The sequence below is a fragment of the Streptomyces sp. NPDC052301 genome (assembly GCF_044593395.1).
Taxonomy (GTDB): domain Bacteria; phylum Actinomycetota; class Actinomycetes; order Streptomycetales; family Streptomycetaceae; genus Streptomyces.
Genome location: NZ_JBIUBE010000006.1, coordinates 401,521 through 420,851 on the forward strand (window position 1 = coordinate 401,521; position 19,331 = coordinate 420,851).

The window sequence follows — 19,331 nt, forward strand, 5'->3', positions numbered from 1 at the left end:
GCACAAGTGAGAAGAAACGTTCCGGCCCCGGAGGCGGCACGCGCGTCCGGGGCCGGAGAGTCACCGGGAGACCGGTTTACTGCACGTCGACGAAGTCACCCGTGGCGTTGACCGCCGGGGTGGTCGTGGTGCCCGCGAAGGAGTAGCGGAAGTAGCCGTCGACCGTGGCCGTGGTCGTCGTCTTCAGGTAGCCCGTGGAGTCCGACTTGATGGTCTTCAGCGTGGTGTAGGTGCTGGAGCTCTTCTTGCGGAACTGCAGCTTCACGGCCTGGCCGGTGTAGCCGTGGTACTTGCCGTCGTCCCAGTTGGCCCGGGACAGCTTGCCGGTGACCGTGATGGTCTTGCCCTTCTTCACCGGCTCCGGGGAGGCGTTGACCGTCAGCTTCGAGTAGCGCTGGAGCTGGAAGGAGTTGGTCGGGTCCTTCACGGCCACGCCGACGTTGTCCAGGTTCGGGTTCTCCGGGTCCTCGCCGTTGAAGGCGACGGCGAAGGCCGCGGCCTTCCAGGAACCGGCGTCCTCGTTCAGCAGCTCGACCGGGTCGATCGCGACGGTAACCTTGCAGGAGGCGACGGTCGCGGAGGAGTCCGTGCACTTCGCGTCGTCGCTGTCGAAGGACCAGACCGTGTCCTCGAACGAGGCGCCGCGGTACAGCTCGATGCCCGCGAAGAAGTCCGAGGCGTGGATGTCCACGTCCTCGGCGTGCGTCAGCGTGAAGGACACCGGCACCTTGACGACGTTGGTGGTGCCCACGGCGATGTTCTTGCCGCTGTTGACCTTGACGCCCGAGAAGCTCGCGTCGAGGACGTACGGCGTACCCGAAGTGGTGCCGGTGTAGGCGGACTTGTGGTGGAGAGTGTGAGCGGCCTTGCTCGCCGGGCTCTCCGCGGCAACCCGCGCCTGACCGTCGGCGTGTGCGGCCGGCAGGGCGAGGGCGGAGAGGGCCAGGGCGCCGGAGACGGCGGCCACGGTGGCACGAATGCGCATGTACGTTCCCTCAGTGGTAGTGGGATGAACCGGCGGTGCGCTTACTTCACGTCGACGAGGTCGTCCGTGGCGCGCTGGAAGGAGAGGGTCGTCCGGCCGATCTTCACGGTGCCGACGCAGGTGGAGGTGGCCGTCTCGCCGGTGGCGGAGGCTCGGATACGCATGTGTTCCCCTGCGTGCGTAGTGATCGAAGAGTCGGCTGACTCCAACGGATCAGACTCGGCACACAGGGGAACGGTTGTAAGGAAGTTGAAAGTTTTGTGAGGGAAGCGCGGAGCTAGTCGAACCAGCGGTCCCGGGCCAGCTCCTCCGTGCGGGACGGGTCCTCCAGCAGCGCGGCCACCTCGAAGCGCCGCGGCCACTGCCCCGCCGCCCACGCCAGCCCCGCGGCGACGCCCTCCAGGGTGGCCGCGTGCAGCACCCCGTCGTCGGTCAGCCGCCAGTCGATCTCCACGCCGTCCACGACCAGTTCCTCGTGCTCGACGTACGTCCCGGGCGTCCGGGTCCCCAGCAGCACCCGCACCGGCTCCGGTACGTCGTGCTCGGTGCCCTCGGAGTGCACCGCACCGGTGACCGACTCGCTCAGCCGCCGCACCTGGAACAGCTCGGCCAACTCGGCGGCCCGGGACGGACGGACGGGCAGCAGCGGCACCCCGGAGGTGAACGGCAGCAGATCCGGCGAGTCGACCACGACCGCCTCGGCGGCGTCCACGACCTCCACCCGCCCGTCGACCACGGCCCGCAGCTCCTCCGGCAGCGTCACCTGCTCCGGATCCAGCTCCGCCAACGCCCCGTACAACCCGTGCAGTTGACCGGACGTCACCGACCGCTCGGGATCCGCCAGCCGGTCCAGCAGCTCGGCCGCGCCCCCGGGCTCGTCCAGCAGAGCGGCGACCGAGGTCCGCACCCCGAGCGCCCGCAGCACCTGCTCGTCCTCGAACCCGCTGGCGTCGGCCTCGTCGTACAGCCCCCGCAGCAGCGGATCCCCGCCGGCCGCGAGGAGACCGGCCGGGCGACGGCCGTCCAGCACCGGGTGCCCGCGCAGCCACCACGCGGTGTACGGCCGGACCACCTCGTGCGTGCCGTCGTGCAGCAGGACGCGCACCGGCTGGGTGAGGGCGTCCCGCAGCGGCGGCCGGGCGAGCAGGGAGAGCGCCTCGGCCCAGTGGTCGTCGTCCACCAGATCCAGGTCCCGTACGGCGACCAGCTCCGTGGCGACCGGCGGCACGGGGCTGTCCGGGAACCGGTCGAGGATGTCCTCGCACCACACGTCCACGGCGTCCAGCAGCCCGGCGTCGTCGGGCTCGGCGAAGTCGCCCTCGCGGGGCTCCAGCTCGTCCGGGTCGAGGACGACGTCGGTGGCCCGGACCAGCGCGAAGTCCGCGAGCACCCCACAGGCGGTCAGCGGCCGCTCGCCCCACTTCTCGGCCAGCTCGGCGTCCACGGCGGCCAGTTCACCCTCGCGGATGACCCGGGCGAAGGGGCTGCCGGGGAAGACCAGCTCACCGGCGGGGGCCGGCTCGCCGTCCTCGTCGGGCAGCGCCAGCGCACCCAGCCACGGCTCGTCCCCCGGCTCCAGCCCCGCGTCGCGCACCAGCCCGAGAACGGTGTCGGCCAGCTCCTCGGCGTCCGGCGCGTCCTCCTCCCAGCCGATCCCGCCGTCCTCGTCCAGCGAGGCGGCGACGGCGGCCCGCACCTGCGGGGTCGTCAGCACCGCGCGCGGGGACGCGGGCAGCGCGCCCAGCTTCTCCAGCAGCGGATGCACGGCGTCCTCGTGGGCGACCTTCAGCCCGAGCCGCCCGAGCACGTCCGCGTCGAGCCGCGCCCCGTCCGGGGTGGGCAGCAGCACCTGCCGGGGCCCGATCGTGGTCCGTCCGTCCGCGAGCGGCACGGGCAGCCCGGACAGCCGGTCGGGATCGACCCCGGCGAGACTGTCGTACAGCCGCCACCACCAGTCCGGGTCCTTCTCCAGCCCGGCGAGCCGGTCGACGGCGTCGGCCAGCGGCAACCGGGCGACACCGAGGGTGCGCAGCTCGACGCGCCGCTCGAGACCGGCGGGCAGCAGGGTGGGCAGCACCTCGGCCAGGACCCGTACGGTGCCCGCCCCGGCGCCCTCGACGATCTCCGCGTCCCGGGGCCGCAGCACCTCCGGAAGGTCGTCGTCCCCCTTGGGCTCGACGGCCGGGGGCAGGAACGCCGTGCGCGGCAGCCGCGCGAGGACGGCCTGCCGCAGCGCCCCGTCCAGCTCGCCCTGGCCCAGCGGCCCCGGCACGAGATCGATGATCCCGTCCGTCACCGGCCGCCAGTCGGCGAGGAGTTCGGCGTACGCGTCGGCCGCGCGCTGCACCAGGAAGTCGGTCAGCGGCCCGGGGGCCGTGTGCCGACGGGTGGTGTCGAGGGGGAAGGAGGCGATGAGGAGCGCCGGGACGCCGAGGGGTTCGTCGCTCGGGGTGGGCGCGTGCACGACGGGGCTGGTACGGGGCCGTCCCGGACGCCCTTCCGCGTCCTCGGGCACGGCCCAGGTCACCGACCAGTGGGGGCGCAGCCGCTCCTCCACGGGCCGGTCGGCGAGGAGGTCGGGGGTGAGGGGGCCGTGCGCGGAGACGGTGCGCCACCGGGTGGTGCCGGTGCGCGAGTCCTCCACGACGGTGACGGCGCCCTCGGCACGCCGGAGCAGGGTGCGGGCCGCACCGCCGTCGACCTCGATCACGACCTCCTCCAGCCCGGGGAGGGCGAGAAGCAGGGCGTCGTCGACGGCGTCCAGCAGCCGCTCGGCGAGATCGGCGGCGGCGGTGTCCCTGAGCGGCAGGATGACGGCGGTGTCGTACGGCTCCGGAGCGGTGCCCTCGGCGGCGAACGGCAGCCTCAGCAGCGGCACATGCCCGTCCCGCCGCCGGACCTCGTCCCCGAGCCCCGGACTGTGCCGCGCGACGTCGGCGGCGAGCTCCCGCGCCTCGGCGAGGGACCAGCGGACGCCCCCGTGCCGCCCGACGATCGCGGGCTCGTCGGTCACGGCGAGTACGGCGGCGAACCCGACCCCGAACCGGCCCACGGCCCCGTGGGTGGCCTCGGCGTCCCGTTTGGCCGAGGCCCGCAGCGTGGACAGCGACTCGACACCGGTCGCGTCCAGCGGGGCACCGGTGTTCGCGGCGACGAGAACGCCGTCACGGAGGGTGAGCCGCAACCGGCCGGGCACCTTCGCGCGTGCGGCGGCGTCGGCGGCGTTCTGGGCGAGCTCGACGACGAGCCGGTCCCGGTAGCCGCCGAGAACCAGGTCCTCCTCGGCGTTGGCGTCCTCACGGAACCGGGCGGGGCTGGTGGCCCAGGCGTCGAGGACACCGCGACGCAGACGGGCCGTCCCGAAGGGATCGGCGCCCTCGGCCGCCGGCCGCACGTACTTGCTCACGTTCATTCTCCTCATCTCCGTGAGCACGAAGGTACAGCGCGGCCGGGGGGCGTTCGTCACGGGAGACGCGCTCGCCGTCGGCCGAGCGGCCCGCTGCCGGGAGGTGGGAAGGGCGGGCAAGCAGAGGGCAAACGGCAGATTCGTTCCACGCCCGCCGTGGCCGGCCGGCCGTCGTGCCAGGTCTCCGGCCACCGAGGTGGAACAGATCTGCCAATTGCCGTCTCCTCAACCGGCACGTTGCGCTCGGCCATCGGTGAGGGGCGGGCGCGGGGGCGGCCGGGGCTCAGGAGTGGCCGAGTTCCGCCGTCTCCTCGTCGCCCGCCTCCGGGACCGAGCCCGAGTCGCGGGCGGGGCGGAGGGGGAAGGGGTCCACCCGGGTCTCGTCGACGACCGGCGGGGCCGGCTGGGGCGGCTTGGGCATGACCGCCGCCTCCGAGTGGCCGCCGCAGCCGTAGGAGAGGGAGACCACGCGGCCGTCGGCCGGGGAGAACTCGTTGGCGCAGACACCGAAGGCCTGGCCCAGGGAGCCGCCGATGGGGCTCAGGAAGCCGCAGCTCATACAGGTGGCCGGGGCCGCCTGGGCCATCGCGGTCTTGGGACCGAAGGCCTCCTCCCAGCGGTCGGCCGCGACATGCAGGCCGTAGCGGGAGAGCACCCGGGCCCGGCGAAGGCCCAGTTCCTCGGCGACGGCCGCGATCGAGCCCCGGGAGGGCGTCGTGGGCTGGACGGCGGGGGCGCCGGGGGTGACGTCGGCGTCCTCGGCCTCGGCGAGTTCCGCCATCTCCTCGGACACCGGCGAGCTCGGCACCGGCTGGTCCTCGCCCGTGTAGCCCGGTTCCAGGCGCAGGTCGTCCTGGTCGGTGGGGAGCAGGTCGCCGGGGCCCATGTCGCCGGGGCGCAGGCGCTCGCTCCACGGGACCCACTCGGGGGCGAGGAGGGCGTCCGGGCCGGGGAGGAGGACCACCTCGTCGAGCGTGACGATCTTGGCCCGGGAGGCGCGGGCCACGGTGGCGGCCCAGCGCCAGCCGCGGTAACCCAGCTCCTTGCACTCGAAGAAGTGCGTGACAACGCGGTCGCCCTCCGAGACGAGGCCGACGTGCTCGCCGACCACCCCGGGGGCGGCGGCCTCCTCGGCGGCGGCGCGGGCGAGGTCGACGGCCTCGGCGCACAGGCGGTCGGGGGTGCGGCTTCGCGTTGTCGCTGCGCTCACAGGTATCGCTTCTCTCCTACGCCGTCTCGTCGAGTGCGGCTGCCTCCGGCGGTGAAGCGGACGGAGCGGACCTGGGGGCCGCATCGACGTCCGCGTCCGATCGCGCTCGGGCGCACCTCTGCCATCCATTCTGCGTTATGGCTGAGATAGGCACGCTACACCGAACGAGATTCGTCACTGCCACGCGGCAGCTTTTCCCACCCCTCCACCCGCCCCGACAACCGTCGAGCGGGCGCCCCTCACGGCGCACACGACCGGAAGACGGCGACTTCGGCGGGGACTCGGCCGACTGGGGGTGGGCGGAGGTGAGGGGGTAGGCGGAGTGGCCTGGGGGCCTGGGGTGGCGGTGGCGGCCTGCGGGGTGGCGGTGGCGGCCTGCGGGGGGGCGGTGGCGGCCTGCGGGGGGCGGGGGTGACCTGGGAGGGCGGTGGCGGCCTGCGGGGGGCGGGGGTGACCTGGGATGGCGGTGGCGGCCTGCGGGGGGCGGGGGTGACCTGGGATGGCGGTGGCGGCCTGCGGGGGGCGGGGGTGACCTGGGAGGGGTGGGGCCGGGGCGGCTGGGAGCCTACGGCCGGTGGGGAGGTTGTGGGGATCCGGGGGGGGACGGAGGGCCGTTGGCCGGTGAAGGGCCCGTGGCGGCCCGGCGGACGGGAGGCGGGCGTCGCTCGCCAGCTCAGGCGTCCGGGAAGGCGTGACCCCGGCGGAACGCGGCCGGGGTCACGCCTTGCGCGGCCGGGAAGCGGTGCCTTCGGGTGGGACCCGGCCGGTGGCGGGTCGGCGGCGGGTCGGCGGCTCGTGGGTGTGGTCCGCGGCGGGCGGGGTGTCGGCACGGACGCGAGGACGGGCGCCAAGGAGCTCGGCCGGGAAGCGAGCCCGCGCCCGCGGGGGCCGTATGGCTTTGTTCGGCGGCATACGCGTCGCAACCGCACTATCCACCGCCTTCTCGGGGCACTATGAACGGCGTGGCAGCCTCGGGGAAGGTGAGCGGTCGGGGTGGCGCGGGCGGTGCCGTCCGTGCCGTCGGCCGTGCCCTGCACTTTCCCGTCACCGGGGCCGCCCGCGGCATCCGCAGGGCCACGCACGCGCACGGCGCCGGCGAGTCGGGCCTCGGCAAGCTGATCGAGCTGCACGCGGTGAACGGCGCAGGCGACGTCATGGTCACCGTGGCGCTCGCCTCGACGGTGTTCTTCTCCGTGCCGACCGACGAGGCGCGCGGGCGCGTCGCCCTCTACCTCGCCATCACCATGGCGCCCTTCACCGTTCTCGCCCCGGTCATCGGCCCCCTCCTCGACCGGCTGCCGCACGGACGGCGGGCCGCGATGGCCGGGGCCATGCTGGCGCGGGCGCTGCTCTCGCTGGTCATCTCGGGGGCGGTGGCGACCGGGAGCCTGGAGCTGTATCCCGCCGCGCTCGGGGTGCTGGTGGCGTCGAAGGCGTACGGGGTGGTGCGCAGTGCCGTCGTACCGCGGCTGCTGCCGCCCCGGTTCTCGCTCGTGAAGGCCAACTCCCGGGTCACCCTCGCCGGGCTGCTGGCCACCGGCGTGGCCGCGCCGATCGCGGCGGGGCTGCACCGGCTCGGTGATCCCTGGCCGCTCTACGGCGCTTTCGTGATCTTCGTCGCGGGAACGCTGCTGTCGTTCTCGCTGCCACCCACCGTGGACTCGGCCAAGGGCGAGGACGTGGCGCTGCTCGCGGCCGACGCGCAGCATCTGTACGGGTCACAGCGCAGGCAGCAGCAGGTGAAGCGGCCGGGGCTGCGGACCGTCGGCCCCGCGGTCACCCACGCGCTCGGCGCCAACGCCGCCCTGCGCTGTCTCTCCGGCTTCCTGATCTTCTTCCTCGCCTTCCTGCTGCGCGAGCACCCGCTGACCGGGGAGAGCGCGGCGGTGTCGCTGGGGATGGTGGGAGTGTCGGCGGGCGTGGGGAACGCGCTGGGGACGGCCGTCGGGGCCTGGCTGAGGTCACGCGCTCCGGAGGTCATCGTCGTGGCCGTCGTCGCGGTGGTGCTCGGGACGGCGATCGTGGCGGCCCTGTTCTTCGGGGCCTTCCTGGTGGCCTGTCTCGCCGCCGTCGCCGGGTTCGCGCAGGCGCTGGCCAAACTGGCGCTGGACGCGCTGATCCAGCGGGACGTGCCGGAGCTGGTGCGCACCTCGGCGTTCGCGCGCTCGGAGACGCTGCTGCAGATGGCGTGGGTGTTCGGTGGCGCGGTGGGCATCGTGATGCCGCTCAACGGCACCGTCGGCCTGCTGGTGGGCGCCGCGTTCGTGGCCGTCGGCTGGCTGACCACGCTGAAGGGGCTACTGGCGTCGGCCCGACACGGCGGCCGCCCCCGCCCCCGCGTGGCCTGACCCACCCGCAGACGGCGCCCGGGCCCACGCCACCCAAGACACCCCGGCACGACGCCCGACCCCGGCCCACGCCGCCCAAGACACCCCAGCACAACGCCCGACCCCGGCCCACGCCACCCAAGACACCCCAGCACAACGCCCCACCCCGGGCCCACGCCACCCGACCCGGCGGACCCCGTGCCCGGCCGAGGATCCGAACGGCCCACCCCGGCGGACACCACGCCTGCCCCGGGGCGCGAACGGCCCGCCCCACACGGACCCATGGATCCCGTACCCGGCCGGACGCGCGCGCAGCCTGCCGCACCGGGCACCGGCCCGGCCGGAGGCGCGAGCGGCGGCCGCGCCCGCCCCCGTGCCCGGCCGAGGACGCGAACGGCCTCCCCCTCGGACGGACATCGCGCCCAGCCCGCGCGCGAGCCGCTGCTCCAGGCGGAGACGGCCCACCGCGGCCGTGCGTAACCCGGCCCGGAAGACACCACGCCCGGCCCAGGTCCACGCGGCCCGCTCCGGGCCCCGCCCCAGCCCGCAGCGACCCACCGGGGATCCGACACCCGGCCCGGCTGACAAGCCCGCCTCCGCCCGGCCCGGCGGACAAGCGGCCCCGCCGGGAACCCGAGCGGCCGGCCGTGTCCGGCACCGCGTCCCGTCGGCGGCGCGAGTGGCGTAACGAACCGGGCACGCCGCACCCCACGTGGGCGGACGGCTCGGGGCGCCCGATAGCCTTCGGGCATGACCACGCTGCCCCGCGGCGAAGCCGCTGATCTCCACCGCGTCGTGCGACGCCGCCGCGCCGTCGCCGCCGCCGGCGCCGTTTCCGCCGGACTGCTCGTCCTGTCGGCCTGCGACAAGCCGACGCCCGTCGCGACGGTCACCGTCGGCCGGGACTCGGTCAGCTCCGAGGCCCTCTGCTACAACGACGGCGATGCGCTGGACGCCAAGGCGCTGACGAAGTGCGTCAAGAACGTCGGCGACAGCAAGTCGATCAAGGTGGGCCAGGACGAGACGGTCCGCATCGGTGTCGACCCGAAGGTCGCGGACGCCGGCTGGGTCCTGCTGGTGAACGGACAGCAGTTCACCGACGTCAGCAAGGAGACGTACCGCACCATCCCGAGCAGCGCGTTCTTCAACTCCCAGTACGGCACCCAGGGCAACACCAACACCCTGTCGATCCGGATGGGCGACAAGGCGAACAAGGGCCTGTGGTCGTTCAAGCTGAAGAAGGCCTGATCACGTCTTCCGTACGGGTCCTCGTGGCCACCGCGGTCCCGGTCGAGCGGGACGCGGTGGCGCAGGCGTTCCCCGGCGACGGCGCCCAGGTGCAGCTGCCGGGCGCGGTCCTGTGGCGTACGGCCGCGGGCTGCGATCTGCTCGCCGCCGGGGTCGGCCCGGCCCTCGCCGGCGCCTCCACCGCCGCGGCCCTCACCACCGCCGCCCTGGGGGCGGCCCCGTACGACCTGGTCGTCTCGGCCGGGATCGGCGGCGGCTTCCCGCCCGGGGCGCCCGTCGGCTCGCTAGTCGTGGCCGACGCGATCACCGCGGCCGACCTGGGCGCCGAGACCGCCGACGGCTTCCTCCCGGTCACCGAACTGGGCTTCGGGACCGTCACCCACACCCCGCCCGCCTCACTCGTACGGGTCGCGGCCAAGGCCACCGGCGCCCTTACCGGCACCGTCCTCACCGTCTCCACCGTCACCGGCACCGCCGCCCGCGCCGCCGAGCTGCGCGCCCGGCACCCGCGTGCGCTCGCCGAGGGCATGGAGGGGTTCGGCGTGGCCGAGGCGGCCGGCGCGCACGGGGTGCCCGTCCTGGAGATCCGCGCGGTCTCCAACCCGGTCGGCCCCCGCGACCGCGCCGCCTGGCGCATCGGTGACGCCCTCGCCGCCCTCACCGAGGCCTTCGGGAAGCTCACCCCCGCATTGGAGAGTTGGAACCCCCATGACGACCAGTGAGACGACCGGCGCGACGACCGGTGAGCAGCGGTCCCTTCGGATCGCGTACTCGCCCTGCCCGAACGACACCTTCGTCTTCGACGCCCTCGCCCACGGCCGCGTCCCCGGCGCCCCCGCGCTGGACGTGACCTTCGCCGACATCGACGTCACCAACGGCATGGCCGAGCGCGGCGAGTTCGACGTGCTGAAGGTGTCGTACGCCGTCCTGCCGTACGTCCTCGACGAGTACGCGCTGCTGCCGTGCGGGGGTGCGCTGGGGCGGGGCTGCGGGCCGCTGGTGCTCACGCGGGAGCCGGAGGCCGGGGGCACCTCCCCCGCTTTCGGCAGTGGGGGACTGACCGGGCGTACGGTCGCGGTCCCGAGCGAGAAGTCCACGGCCTACCTGCTCTTCCGCCTCTGGGCGGCCGACACCCAGCCCGGCGGGGTCGGCGAGATCGTGGTCATGCCGTTCCACGAGATCATGCCGGCCGTGCGCGACGGCAAGGTGGACGCCGGACTGGTCATCCACGAGGCCCGCTTCACCTACCGGAACTACGGGCTGCACAAGCTCGCCGACTTGGGCGAGCACTGGGAGCACACCACCGGGCTGCCGATCCCGCTGGGCGCGATCATCGCCAGGCGGGCGCTGGGGGCCGCCGAGCTGACCCGGCTCGCCGAGGCCGTCCGCACGTCCGTGCACGCCGCCTGGGACGACCCCGAGGCCTCCCGGCCGTACGTCATGGAGCACGCCCAGGAGATGGACCCGGCCGTCGCCGACCAGCACATCGGCCTGTACGTCAACGAGTTCACGTCCGCCCTCGGCGAGGACGGCTATGCGGCGGTCCGGGGACTGCTCACACGCGCGGCGGCCGAGGGGCTGGTACCGCCCCTCGGCCCGGATGCACTGCGTTTCCCCTGAGGATCACACGTCCAGCTGATCGGCGACCGCGCGCAGCAGGCCCGCGATCTTCTTGCCGGCGGCCTTGTCCGGATAACGACCCCGCTCCAGATTCGGCGTGATGTTCTCGAGCAGGGTCGTCAAATCCTGGACGATCGACGCCAGCTCGTCCGGCTTCTTGCGCTGGGCCGCGGCGACCGACGGGGTCGGGTCGAGCACCGTCACGGAGAGCGCCTGGTCACCGCGCTGACCGGCGACGACGCCGAACTCCACGCGCTGTCCCGGCTTGAGTACATCGACTCCGGCGGGGAGAACCGAGGAATGGACGAAGACGTCACCGCCGTCGTCGCGGGAGAGAAAGCCGAAGCCCTTCTCACTGTTGAACCATTTGACACGCCCGGTCGGCACCGTCTGTCCTCGTCCTCGTACTTGTTGGGGAAACTACTTCTGAAACGGCTCTTGATAGCACTAGAGCGGGTCGTCGGTGACCCGCTGCTACCAAGGCTAATGGTCTTCGGGCGGGTGACAAGACGTCCCCCGGTTGTTCCCTCGCGCTGGGAACTACCCTGGTCCGGTGCGTGACAAAACCCAACCGAATTCCGCCGTGCCCGGTGACCGCCTGATCCGCGCCGGTGTCGTCGTGTTCTTCCTCGGGGCCGTGGCCACCCTCGTCACGGTGGCCCCGCTGTTCCTCGGGGCGAAACCATTTCCGACCTACATGTTCGGATTGAGCATGCTCATGGCCGTCGGTTTCCTGATCGCAGGCGCGGGTGTCCTGCGGTCGATCGCCGCCGGTCGCCGTCAGGCGCGGGACGCCTCGCGGTAGCCGTCGAGCCAGGCCGGGAAGGCGGACAGGTCGTCCAGCACGACGTCCGCCCCGGCCGCGCGCAGCTCGTCCGCGGGGCAGGGTCCGGTCGCCACGGCCACCGAGAGCGCGCCCGCCGTACGGGCACCCCGCACGTCACCGACGTGGTCGCCGACGTACACGCCCGCGCCGTACTCGCTCAGCGCCTCCGCCTTCTGCTCGGCCCACAGGTCGCCGACGACGACGTCGGGTTCGATGCCGAGGTGGGCCAAGTGCAGCTTGGCGTTCGGCTCGTACTTCGCGGTGACCACCATCGTCCGTCCACCGGCCGCCCGCACCGCGGCTATCGCCTCCCGGGCGCCGTCCATGGCAGGCGTCGTGGTGATGGCGATGACGGGGTACATCTCCCGGTACAGGTCGGCCATCGCGGCCACCTCGTCGGCCGGGAACCAGTTCACCAACTCCTCCACCAGCGGCGGCCCGAGCCGGGTCACCGCCAGGTCGGCGTCGATGTACGTGCCCGTCCGCTCCGACAGAGCCAGGTAGCAGGCGCGGATGCCGGGGCGGGAGTCGATGAGGGTCATGTCCAGGTCGAAGCCGACGGTGAGAGTCATATGGGTGATTGTGTCAGCGGGTGCCTCCCGCGGTTCGGTGTGTCGGCGCCGTGGGGTCCGGGTCCGCTGCCGGGGCGGGTCGGCAGTGGTTGCTCGCGCCCACGCGGCGGAGCCGCATGCCGACGGCAGCCCCGCGCCTCCCGGGAGGGGGGAGCCGCAGCGCCGTCGGCCGCACGGCGCTGCACCGCGGTTGCGGCACCGCTCACTTGCCCCGCTGCGACCGCCACACCACATACAGCGCCGACGCCACCGCCGCCCCCCTCACCACCCACGGCCATGTCTCGGCGACAGCCTCGCTCATGTGGCCCTTAGCGATCGGCTCGCCCCAGCGGCCGGCCTGTCTGCCCCACAGCCACACCAGACCGGCCGTGAGCGCGGCGCCCGGCAGGACCATCACCGCCCACTTGGTCTCCGCGGGCGTCAGCCGGCGGGAGCCGTAGGCGATCAGCCAGCCGAGGATCAGCGCGAACCAGTTGCCGAGGACCGCGCCGGCGACCAGCGCGGCGGCGGCCAGCAGCAGAAGGGGGTTGGTCCAGCCGGCGGACGGGCGGGGGAGGAACCGGCGGCGCGGGGTGGGCGCCACCTCGGTGGGCTCGGGTTCCGCTGCCGGGGTCGCCGGAGCGGCGGCCTTCTCCGTGTCCGGCCCCGCATCCTGCGGTGGCCTCCTCAGCAGCTCGGGGATCTCCACCCCGCCGACGAACCCCGGCACCGGATCGGTCTCGGCGAACGGCCCGCCGCCGATCCGCCACCAGTCGGGCTGCACGGCGCTGTCCCCCAGCTCGTGCGCGGCGGCGAGGTGCGGCGGGGCCGGCGCGGCGCGCGGCGCGGGGGGCTCGGGCTCGGCGGGCCGCGGGCGGGGGACGACCCGGCGCAGGCCCTTGGGCCGCTCGGTGCCGGTCTGCCCGGGCTCCCTCGGCGCGGGTTGCGCGGGGACGGCGGCGGCGGGCGGCGGCGGGAACCGGCCGGTGTCCGTCGTACCGCCCGCGGCCTCCACGACCGCGCCCGGTGTGCCCAGGTGGTCCAGGATGCGGCGGACGGCGGCGGGCGAGTCCACGGTCGCCGCGGCCCGGCGCCGGTCGATCTCGTTCCGCAACTCCGAGACGAGCCGCATCCGCGTGGCCGACGGCAGCTGACGCTGCTGGGCGATGTCGCCGACGCGGCTCAGATACTCGTACACGACCTGATCGCTCTCGATCCCCACGGAACCCCTCCGGGGTGACGGCTGTGAGACCCCGTGAGGACGGTACCGCTTCTCGCCGGTCGTCCGGAGCCGACGGTCTTCCCCCGGAACTCCCGCCGAGCCGCTCCCCATCGGCTGAAGCACCGGAGGTAACCCGCTACCGTTGGCCGGATGAGCCCTGAGGCCAACTCAGCCCCCCGTTCGCTGGCGGAGGCGCTCCGTGCGCGGGACGACGCCTCGCTGGCCGTGCTGCTGCGCAGCCGTCCGGACCTCATCACCCCCGTGCCGACCGACCTCACCCAGCTGGCCACCCGCGCCGGTACGCGGGCGTCGGTGCTGCGGGCCCTGGAGCGGCTGGACCGGTTCGCGCTGCAGACGGCGGAGGCGCTGGCAGTGGCCCCGGACCCGGCCTCCTACGCCACCCTGCTCGGGCTGATGGCCGGGGACGCCAGGGCCGAGACGGTCGCCGACGCGCTTCCCCGTGCCCTCGGCACCCTGCGCGAGCAGGCGCTGGTGTGGGGCGACGACGAGCGGCTGCGGCTCGTCCGGACCGCCCGCGAGCTGCTCGCACCGTCCCCCCAGCACCCCTCTCCGACCGGTCTGGGGCCGACCGTGCAGGAGGCCACCTCGGGCATGTCGCCGGGCCGGATCCAGGAGATCGTCACGACGGCCGGGCTGCCCTCGACGCACGACTCGGTGTCCGCCGTGGCCGCGCTGACCACACTGTTCGGTGACCGGAAGAAGATGGCCCGGCTGCTCGAGGGAGCCCCGGAGCCCGCCCGCGAGGTGCTGTCCCGGCTGGTGTGGGGGCCGCCGTACGGGCAGGTCACCGCCGACCCGGCGGCCCATCTGCGCTGGCTGCTCGACCGCGGCCTGCTGCTGCCAACCGCGCCCGGCACGGTGGTCCTGCCCCGGGAGGTGGCCCTGCACCTGCGCGAGGGCAGCGCCCACCGCGCACCCGAGCCGCTGCCGCCCGTCGTGGAACCGGCCGCGAGGCACGATCCCCAGGTCGTGGACGCCACCGCGGCCGGGCAGGCGTACACCGCGCTCGCCACCGTCGAGGAACTGCTGAAGGAGTGGGACGAGGGCGGGCCCGCCGTGCTGCGGGCGGGCGGGCTGAGCGTCCGCGACCTGAAGCGGACCGCCGTCGCCCTGGACGTGTCCGAGCCGGTCGCCGCCTTCTGGATCGAGCTGGCCTACGCGGCCGGTCTGGTCGCCTCCGACGGCGAGGCCGACGAGCGGTACGCGCCCACTCCGGCCTACGACGAGTGGCTGGAACGGCCCCCCGCCGAACGCTGGGCCCGGCTCGCGGAGACATGGCTGGGGGCCACCCGCACGCCGGGGCTGGTCGGCGGCCGGGACGCGAAGGACCGGACCTTGTCCGCGCTGGGCCCGGGGCTCGACCGCTCCGCCGCGCCGGAGGTACGGCACCGGGTGCTCACCCTGCTGGCCGGGCTGCCGGAGGGTGCCGCCCCGGACACCGAGTCGGTGCTGGCCCGGCTGCGCTGGGAACGGCCGCTGCGCGGACCGCAACGGGAGGGCGAGGAGGACCTGCGGTCCCGGCTCGCCCGCTGGGTGGTGGCGGAGGCGGAACAGCTGGGCGTGACCGGGCGGGGCGCGCTGTCCGCGCACGGCCGGGCGCTGCTGGGCGCCCCCGTCTCCTCCCCCTCCGCCGAGCCCGCGGCCGCTGCCGAGCCCTCCGGTCCCGGCGACAAGCTCCCCGTGCACCACCACCATCGGCCGGCCGCCGTCCCCGCCCCGCTCTCCCCGGCCGAGCAGGCCGTGGCGACGGCCGCCGCGACCCGGCTGCTCGCCCCGCTGCTGCCCGCGCCCCTGGACCACGTCCTGCTGCAGGCGGACCTGACGGCGGTGGCGCCCGGCCCCCTCGAGCGCCCGCTCGCCGCGACGCTGGGTGTGCTCGCGGACGTGGAGTCCAAGGGCGGCGCGACCGTCTACCGGTTCACGCCGGCCTCGGTGCGCCGCGCCCTGGACGCCGGACGCACCGCCGCCGACCTGCACGCCTTCCTCGCCCAGCACTCCCGCACCCCGGTCCCGCAGCCGCTCGCCTACCTGATCGACGACGTGGCCCGCAAGCACGGTCATCTGCGGGTGGGCGCGGCCTCGGCGTACGTCCGCTGCGACGACGACGCCCTGTTGAACGAGATCCTCGCCGACAAGCGCGCCGCCGCCCTGCGGCTGCGCCGCCTCGCCCCGACCGTGCTGGCCACCCAGGCCGACCCGGCCGCACTGCTGGAGGGGCTGCGCGCGATGGGCTACGCGCCCGCCGCCGAGTCCGCAGAGGGCGATGTCCTGATCACCCGCGCGCACGCCCACCGCACCCCGCCGCGCACCGCGCCCGAGCCGGTGCCGGACGGCCCACCGCCGCCCGACGGCACGCTCCTCGCGGCGGCGATCCGGGCGATCCGGGCCGGTGACCTGGCCGCCACCACCCCGCGCAAGGCCACCGGGGCCGGGGTTCTGCCGGCGGGCGACGAGCTGCCCCGCACCTCCTCGGCCGAGACCCTGGCCACCATGCAGGCCGCCGTGCTGACCGGCGGATCCCTGTGGATCGGCTACGTGAACGCCGAGGGCGCGGCCAGCCAGCGCGTCATCGCCCCCGTCCGGGTCGAGGGCGGCTTCGTCACGGCGTACGACCACACGGCGGACGAGGTGCGGACGTTCCCGCTGCACCGGATCACAGGGGTCGCGGAGCTGGCGGACGACTGACCATGATCGGCGGCGAAAGAGCCGTATAGGGCACACTGGACGTTTGACCGTTGTGGAAAGGGTGTGCCGCGCGTGAATGGTCCACTGATCGTCCAGTCCGACAAGACCCTGCTCCTCGAGGTCGACCACGAGCGGGCGGACGACTGCCGTCGGGCCATCGCGCCCTTCGCCGAGCTGGAGCGGGCACCCGAGCACATCCACACCTACCGGGTCACCCCGCTCGGCCTGTGGAACGCCCGCGCCGCCGGGCACGACGCCGAGCAGGTCGTGGACGCGCTCGTGCAGTACAGCCGCTACCCCGTGCCGCACGCGCTGCTCGTGGACATCGCCGAGACGATGGACCGCTACGGCCGTCTCACCCTCAGCAAGCACCCCGCCCACGGACTCGTCCTCACCACCACCGACCGGCCGGTGCTGGAGGAGGTGCTGAAGTCCAAGCGGATCGCCCCGCTGGTCGGCGCCCGGATCGACCCGGACACCGTGGCCGTGCACCCCTCCGAGCGCGGGCAGATCAAGCAGACGCTGCTGAAGCTGGGCTGGCCGGCCGAGGACCTCGCCGGGTACGTCGACGGTGAGGCGCACCCGATCGAGCTGCTGGAGGACGGCTGGGCGCTCAGGCCGTACCAGAAGCAGGCCGTGGAGAACTTCTGGCACGGCGGCAGCGGTGTCGTCGTCCTGCCCTGCGGTGCGGGCAAGACGCTGGTGGGCGCCGGGTCCATGGCCCAGGCGAAGTCCACCACCCTGATCCTGGTCACCAACACCGTCTCCGCCCGGCAGTGGAAGCACGAGCTGGTGAAGCGGACCTCGCTGACCGAGGACGAGATCGGCGAGTACAGCGGCACGCGCAAGGAGATCCGCCCGGTCACCATCGCCACCTACCAGGTGCTGACGACCAAGCGGAAGGGCGTCTATCCGCACCTGGAGCTGTTCGACTCCCGGGACTGGGGTCTGATCGTCTACGACGAGGTGCATCTGCTTCCGGCTCCCGTCTTCAAGTTCACCGCCGATCTGCAGGCGCGCCGGCGGCTGGGGCTGACGGCCACCCTCGTCCGTGAGGACGGCCGTGAGTCGGACGTGTTCTCGCTCATCGGGCCGAAGCGGTTCGACGCGCCCTGGAAGGAGATCGAGGCGCAGGGCTACATCGCGCCCGCCGACTGCGTCGAGGTCCGCGTCAACCTCACCGACTCGGAGCGGCTGGCGTACGCGACCGCCGAGACGGAGGAGAAGTACCGCTTCTGTGCCACCACCGACACCAAGCGGAAGGTCACCGAGGCGATCGTCCGCCGGTTCGCCGGGCAGCAGATCCTCGTCATCGGCCAGTACATCGACCAGCTCGACGAGCTGGGCGAGCACCTGAACGCTCCGGTGATCAAGGGCGAGACCTCCAACGCCCAGCGCGAGAAGCTCTTCGACGCCTTCCGCGAGGGCGAGCTCAGCGTGCTGGTGGTGTCGAAGGTGGCGAACTTCTCCATCGACCTGCCCGAGGCCACCGTCGCCGTCCAGGTGTCCGGAACCTTCGGCTCCCGCCAGGAGGAGGCCCAGCGCCTCGGCCGCGTCCTGCGGCCCAAGGCCGACGGCCACCAGGCCCACTTCTACTCGGTCGTCGCCCGCGACACCATCGACCAGGACTTCGCCGCCCACCGCCAGCGCTTCCTGGCCGAACAGGGCTACGCCTACCGCATCGTGGACGCCGACGAGATCCTGTCCGAGGGCACCGGCTGAGCCGCCCGTAGCGCCGCCCCGGCCACCAGCGCCAGCCCCAGCAGCGGGTACGGCGCGGCCAGCACCTGCTGCCAGCCGGGCAGGTGGAGGTCACGGTCGCCCTCGTGCGGGACCAGCCAGAGGGTGCGGGCCGTGAAGACCGCCGCCGTCAGGGCCGCGAGGCGCAGGCGGCCCTCGGTCAGGAGCACCGCGAGCAGCGGGACGCACCACACCCAGTGGTGGGACCAACTGATCGGGGAGACCAGCAGGGCCGTGACCGCGGCGAGCAGGATGCCGTGCCGGTCCTCGCGGGCGCGCGCCGCCAGATACAGGCCCGCCGCTCCCACGGCCGCCGCCGGAAGCAGCCAGGCGAGCCCCGGGGCCGGGGTGCCGAGCGCCCTCGCGACCAGGCCCTGCAGGGACTGGTTGTCCACGATCCACGCCTTGCCCACCCGGCCGGTCCGATAGAGCTCCCGGGTCCAGAAGTCGACGCTCGCCGAGGGCAGCAGCAGGGTGCCGAGCAGGACCGTGCCGGTGCAGGACGCCGTCGCCGTCCAGGCCTCCTTTCCGCGGCCCCTGAGGAACAGGTAGAGCACGAAGACGGCCGGCGTGAGCTTGATGCCGGTCGCGATGCCCACGGCCGCGCCCTTGCCCCGGGCTCCCGGGGGCCGGGTCAGGTCCCACAGGATCAGGCAGGCGAGGGCGAGGTTGATCTGGCCGAACAGGACCGTCTGGAAGACCGGTTCGAGCCAGAGGGCGGCTGCCGTGGCCGTGGTGAGCAGGGGCAGTGGCAGCGGGGGGCGGGACGCGAGACGGGCCGAGAGGGCGATCAGGCTCGCGAGCAGGAGCGCGTTGCCCGCGAGGAAGGCCGCCTTCAGTGCCGGGACGGGCAGCCAGGTGGCCGGGACGAACAGCAGGGCCGCGAAGGGCGGGTAGGTGGCGGGGAGCCGCCAGCGGGTGACGGTGAAGCCGTACAGATCGGTGCCGTGGACCACGGCCGTGCCCTCGGCCCGGTAGACGAGCACGTCGGCCATGGGTGCGCCTCGGACGGCGCACAGCGCGGCGAAGGAGGCGAGAGAAGCGAGGGCGAGGAGGGCTGCCGTCCGTTTCCGCACGGACAAGACCCTATGCCGTCACTTGCGGCGTATGCCCGCTTCCTCGCCGTACTCGCCGAGGATGACCACGCTGAACGCCGCCTCCACGAACACCTTGACGGCGCGCAGGGCATTGCCGACGAAGTGGTGGTGGGGGCCGTCCACGGCCGTGGCACCGGTCGGGGGCCGGACAGGAGCTGGTGAGATGGTTGCTGCGCTCATGTCTCCATGGTGGAACTTCGGACCCCCCTCGCGCATCGGTCCGGGGGTCCAATCCGAAAGGGCCGCGCGTAGATCTCCGGGTGGACTCCGTCCCCTACCCGAGGCGCCCTCCGCCCCCTAGGGGATCCACTCCGGAACACGGGGCCACGAACGCTCCGGTACACGGGGCCACGAAACCGGGGCACGAAAATCCATTGGCTTTGCCCCGCCCGT

Annotated in this window: 16 protein-coding genes; 7 read left to right on the forward strand and 9 right to left on the reverse strand. The window is 74.0% G+C overall.

The annotated features are described in order from the left end of the window. Positions 1-76 precede the first annotated feature (76 nt). The 4 genes from ACIHEJ_RS19520 to ACIHEJ_RS19535 all read right to left on the reverse strand — a co-directional run bounded on the left by ACIHEJ_RS19520 (position 77) and on the right by ACIHEJ_RS19535 (position 5,601). A complete protein-coding gene (locus ACIHEJ_RS19520) occupies positions 77-985 on the reverse strand; it encodes a hypothetical protein (protein ID WP_400137003.1) in 909 nt (302 codons plus the stop codon). A gap of 41 nt (positions 986-1,026) precedes the next feature. Next, positions 1,027-1,149 (reverse strand): hypothetical protein, encoded by a 123-nt coding sequence (locus ACIHEJ_RS19525; protein ID WP_400137006.1) that lies wholly within the window; start codon positions 1,147-1,149, stop codon positions 1,027-1,029. A gap of 113 nt (positions 1,150-1,262) precedes the next feature. After that, positions 1,263-4,391 carry a sacsin N-terminal ATP-binding-like domain-containing protein gene (locus tag ACIHEJ_RS19530; RefSeq protein WP_400137009.1) on the reverse strand — a complete coding sequence of 1,043 codons (3,129 nt, stop codon included), beginning with the start codon at positions 4,389-4,391 and terminating at the stop codon, positions 1,263-1,265. Between the two features lie 283 nt (positions 4,392-4,674). Continuing rightward, positions 4,675-5,601, reverse strand: a complete 927-nt coding sequence (locus ACIHEJ_RS19535; RefSeq protein WP_400137011.1) for a DUF3027 domain-containing protein — start codon at positions 5,599-5,601, stop codon at positions 4,675-4,677. A 953-nt stretch (positions 5,602-6,554) separates the two neighbouring features. Between ACIHEJ_RS19535 and ACIHEJ_RS19540 the strand changes: the two genes are divergently transcribed. The 4 genes from ACIHEJ_RS19540 (at position 6,555) to ACIHEJ_RS19555 (ending at position 10,796) form a co-directional block, all read left to right on the forward strand. Continuing rightward, positions 6,555-7,949, forward strand: coding sequence for an MFS transporter (locus ACIHEJ_RS19540; protein WP_400137014.1), 1,395 nt, complete (start codon positions 6,555-6,557; stop codon positions 7,947-7,949). Positions 7,950-8,678: 729 nt separating this feature from the next. Then, a complete protein-coding gene (locus ACIHEJ_RS19545) occupies positions 8,679-9,176 on the forward strand; it encodes a DUF2771 domain-containing protein (RefSeq protein ID WP_400137017.1) in 498 nt (165 codons plus the stop codon). Further along, complete coding sequence (locus ACIHEJ_RS19550; RefSeq protein WP_400137020.1) at positions 9,149-9,898, forward strand: futalosine hydrolase; 750 nt, start codon at positions 9,149-9,151, stop codon at positions 9,896-9,898. Before ACIHEJ_RS19545 ends, ACIHEJ_RS19550 begins: the two co-directional genes overlap by 28 nt. After that, entirely contained in the window at positions 9,885-10,796 is a 912-nt protein-coding gene (locus ACIHEJ_RS19555; RefSeq protein WP_400137023.1) for a 1,4-dihydroxy-6-naphthoate synthase, read from the forward strand. Before ACIHEJ_RS19550 ends, ACIHEJ_RS19555 begins: the two co-directional genes overlap by 14 nt. A gap of 3 nt (positions 10,797-10,799) precedes the next feature. Here the strand turns inward: ACIHEJ_RS19555 and ACIHEJ_RS19560 are convergent, their stop codons facing one another. After that, a complete protein-coding gene (locus ACIHEJ_RS19560; RefSeq protein ID WP_400137025.1) occupies positions 10,800-11,183 on the reverse strand; it encodes a cold-shock protein in 384 nt (127 codons plus the stop codon). A gap of 166 nt (positions 11,184-11,349) precedes the next feature. Here ACIHEJ_RS19560 and ACIHEJ_RS19565 point away from each other — a divergent pair, with 166 nt between their 5' ends. Further along, positions 11,350-11,601: a hypothetical protein gene (locus tag ACIHEJ_RS19565; protein WP_400137028.1), complete on the forward strand. Its 252-nt coding sequence runs from the start codon at positions 11,350-11,352 to the stop codon at positions 11,599-11,601. Here ACIHEJ_RS19565 and ACIHEJ_RS19570 read toward each other — a convergent pair. Continuing rightward, positions 11,577-12,194 carry an HAD family hydrolase gene (locus tag ACIHEJ_RS19570; RefSeq protein WP_400137031.1) on the reverse strand — a complete coding sequence of 206 codons (618 nt, stop codon included), beginning with the start codon at positions 12,192-12,194 and terminating at the stop codon, positions 11,577-11,579. The genes ACIHEJ_RS19565 and ACIHEJ_RS19570 overlap by 25 nt on opposite strands. Positions 12,195-12,396: 202 nt before the next feature. Then, positions 12,397-13,395: a hypothetical protein gene (locus ACIHEJ_RS19575; RefSeq protein ID WP_400137033.1), complete on the reverse strand. Its 999-nt coding sequence runs from the start codon at positions 13,393-13,395 to the stop codon at positions 12,397-12,399. 150 nt (positions 13,396-13,545) lie between these two features. On the opposite strand from ACIHEJ_RS19575, the gene ACIHEJ_RS19580 reads away from it, so the two are divergent. Both ACIHEJ_RS19580 and ACIHEJ_RS19585 read left to right on the forward strand, forming a co-directional pair. Continuing rightward, complete coding sequence (locus tag ACIHEJ_RS19580; protein ID WP_400137036.1) at positions 13,546-16,101, forward strand: helicase-associated domain-containing protein; 2,556 nt, start codon at positions 13,546-13,548, stop codon at positions 16,099-16,101. A 72-nt stretch (positions 16,102-16,173) separates the two neighbouring features. Beyond that, the gene (locus ACIHEJ_RS19585; protein ID WP_400137038.1) at positions 16,174-17,823 is read left to right on the forward strand and encodes a DNA repair helicase XPB; all 1,650 of its coding nucleotides are present in this window, start codon (positions 16,174-16,176) and stop codon (positions 17,821-17,823) included. Here the strand turns inward: ACIHEJ_RS19585 and ACIHEJ_RS19590 are convergent. Continuing rightward, positions 17,775-18,917, reverse strand: coding sequence for a glycosyltransferase 87 family protein (locus ACIHEJ_RS19590; protein WP_400137040.1), 1,143 nt, complete (start codon positions 18,915-18,917; stop codon positions 17,775-17,777). The genes ACIHEJ_RS19585 and ACIHEJ_RS19590 overlap by 49 nt on opposite strands. Before the next feature lie 18 nt (positions 18,918-18,935). After that, the gene (locus ACIHEJ_RS19595; RefSeq protein WP_400137043.1) at positions 18,936-19,118 is read right to left on the reverse strand and encodes a hypothetical protein; all 183 of its coding nucleotides are present in this window, start codon (positions 19,116-19,118) and stop codon (positions 18,936-18,938) included. Positions 19,119-19,331 lie beyond the last annotated feature (213 nt).

Excerpts from the sequence above, each read along its gene's own strand:
- ACIHEJ_RS19595 (WP_400137043.1), bottom strand. The coding sequence starts at position 19,118 with ATGAGCGCAGCAACCATCTCACCAGCTCCTGTCCGGCCCCCGACCGGT.
- ACIHEJ_RS19555 (WP_400137023.1), top strand. The coding sequence starts at position 9,885 with ATGACGACCAGTGAGACGACCGGCGCGACGACCGGTGAGCAGCGGTCC.
- ACIHEJ_RS19540 (WP_400137014.1), top strand. The coding sequence starts at position 6,555 with ATGAACGGCGTGGCAGCCTCGGGGAAGGTGAGCGGTCGGGGTGGCGCG.
- ACIHEJ_RS19570 (WP_400137031.1), bottom strand. The coding sequence starts at position 12,194 with ATGACTCTCACCGTCGGCTTCGACCTGGACATGACCCTCATCGACTCC.
- ACIHEJ_RS19520 (WP_400137003.1), bottom strand. The coding sequence starts at position 985 with ATGCGCATTCGTGCCACCGTGGCCGCCGTCTCCGGCGCCCTGGCCCTC.
- ACIHEJ_RS19525 (WP_400137006.1), bottom strand. The coding sequence starts at position 1,149 with ATGCGTATCCGAGCCTCCGCCACCGGCGAGACGGCCACCTCCACCTGC.
- ACIHEJ_RS19580 (WP_400137036.1), top strand. The coding sequence starts at position 13,546 with ATGAGCCCTGAGGCCAACTCAGCCCCCCGTTCGCTGGCGGAGGCGCTC.
- ACIHEJ_RS19545 (WP_400137017.1), top strand. The coding sequence starts at position 8,679 with ATGACCACGCTGCCCCGCGGCGAAGCCGCTGATCTCCACCGCGTCGTG.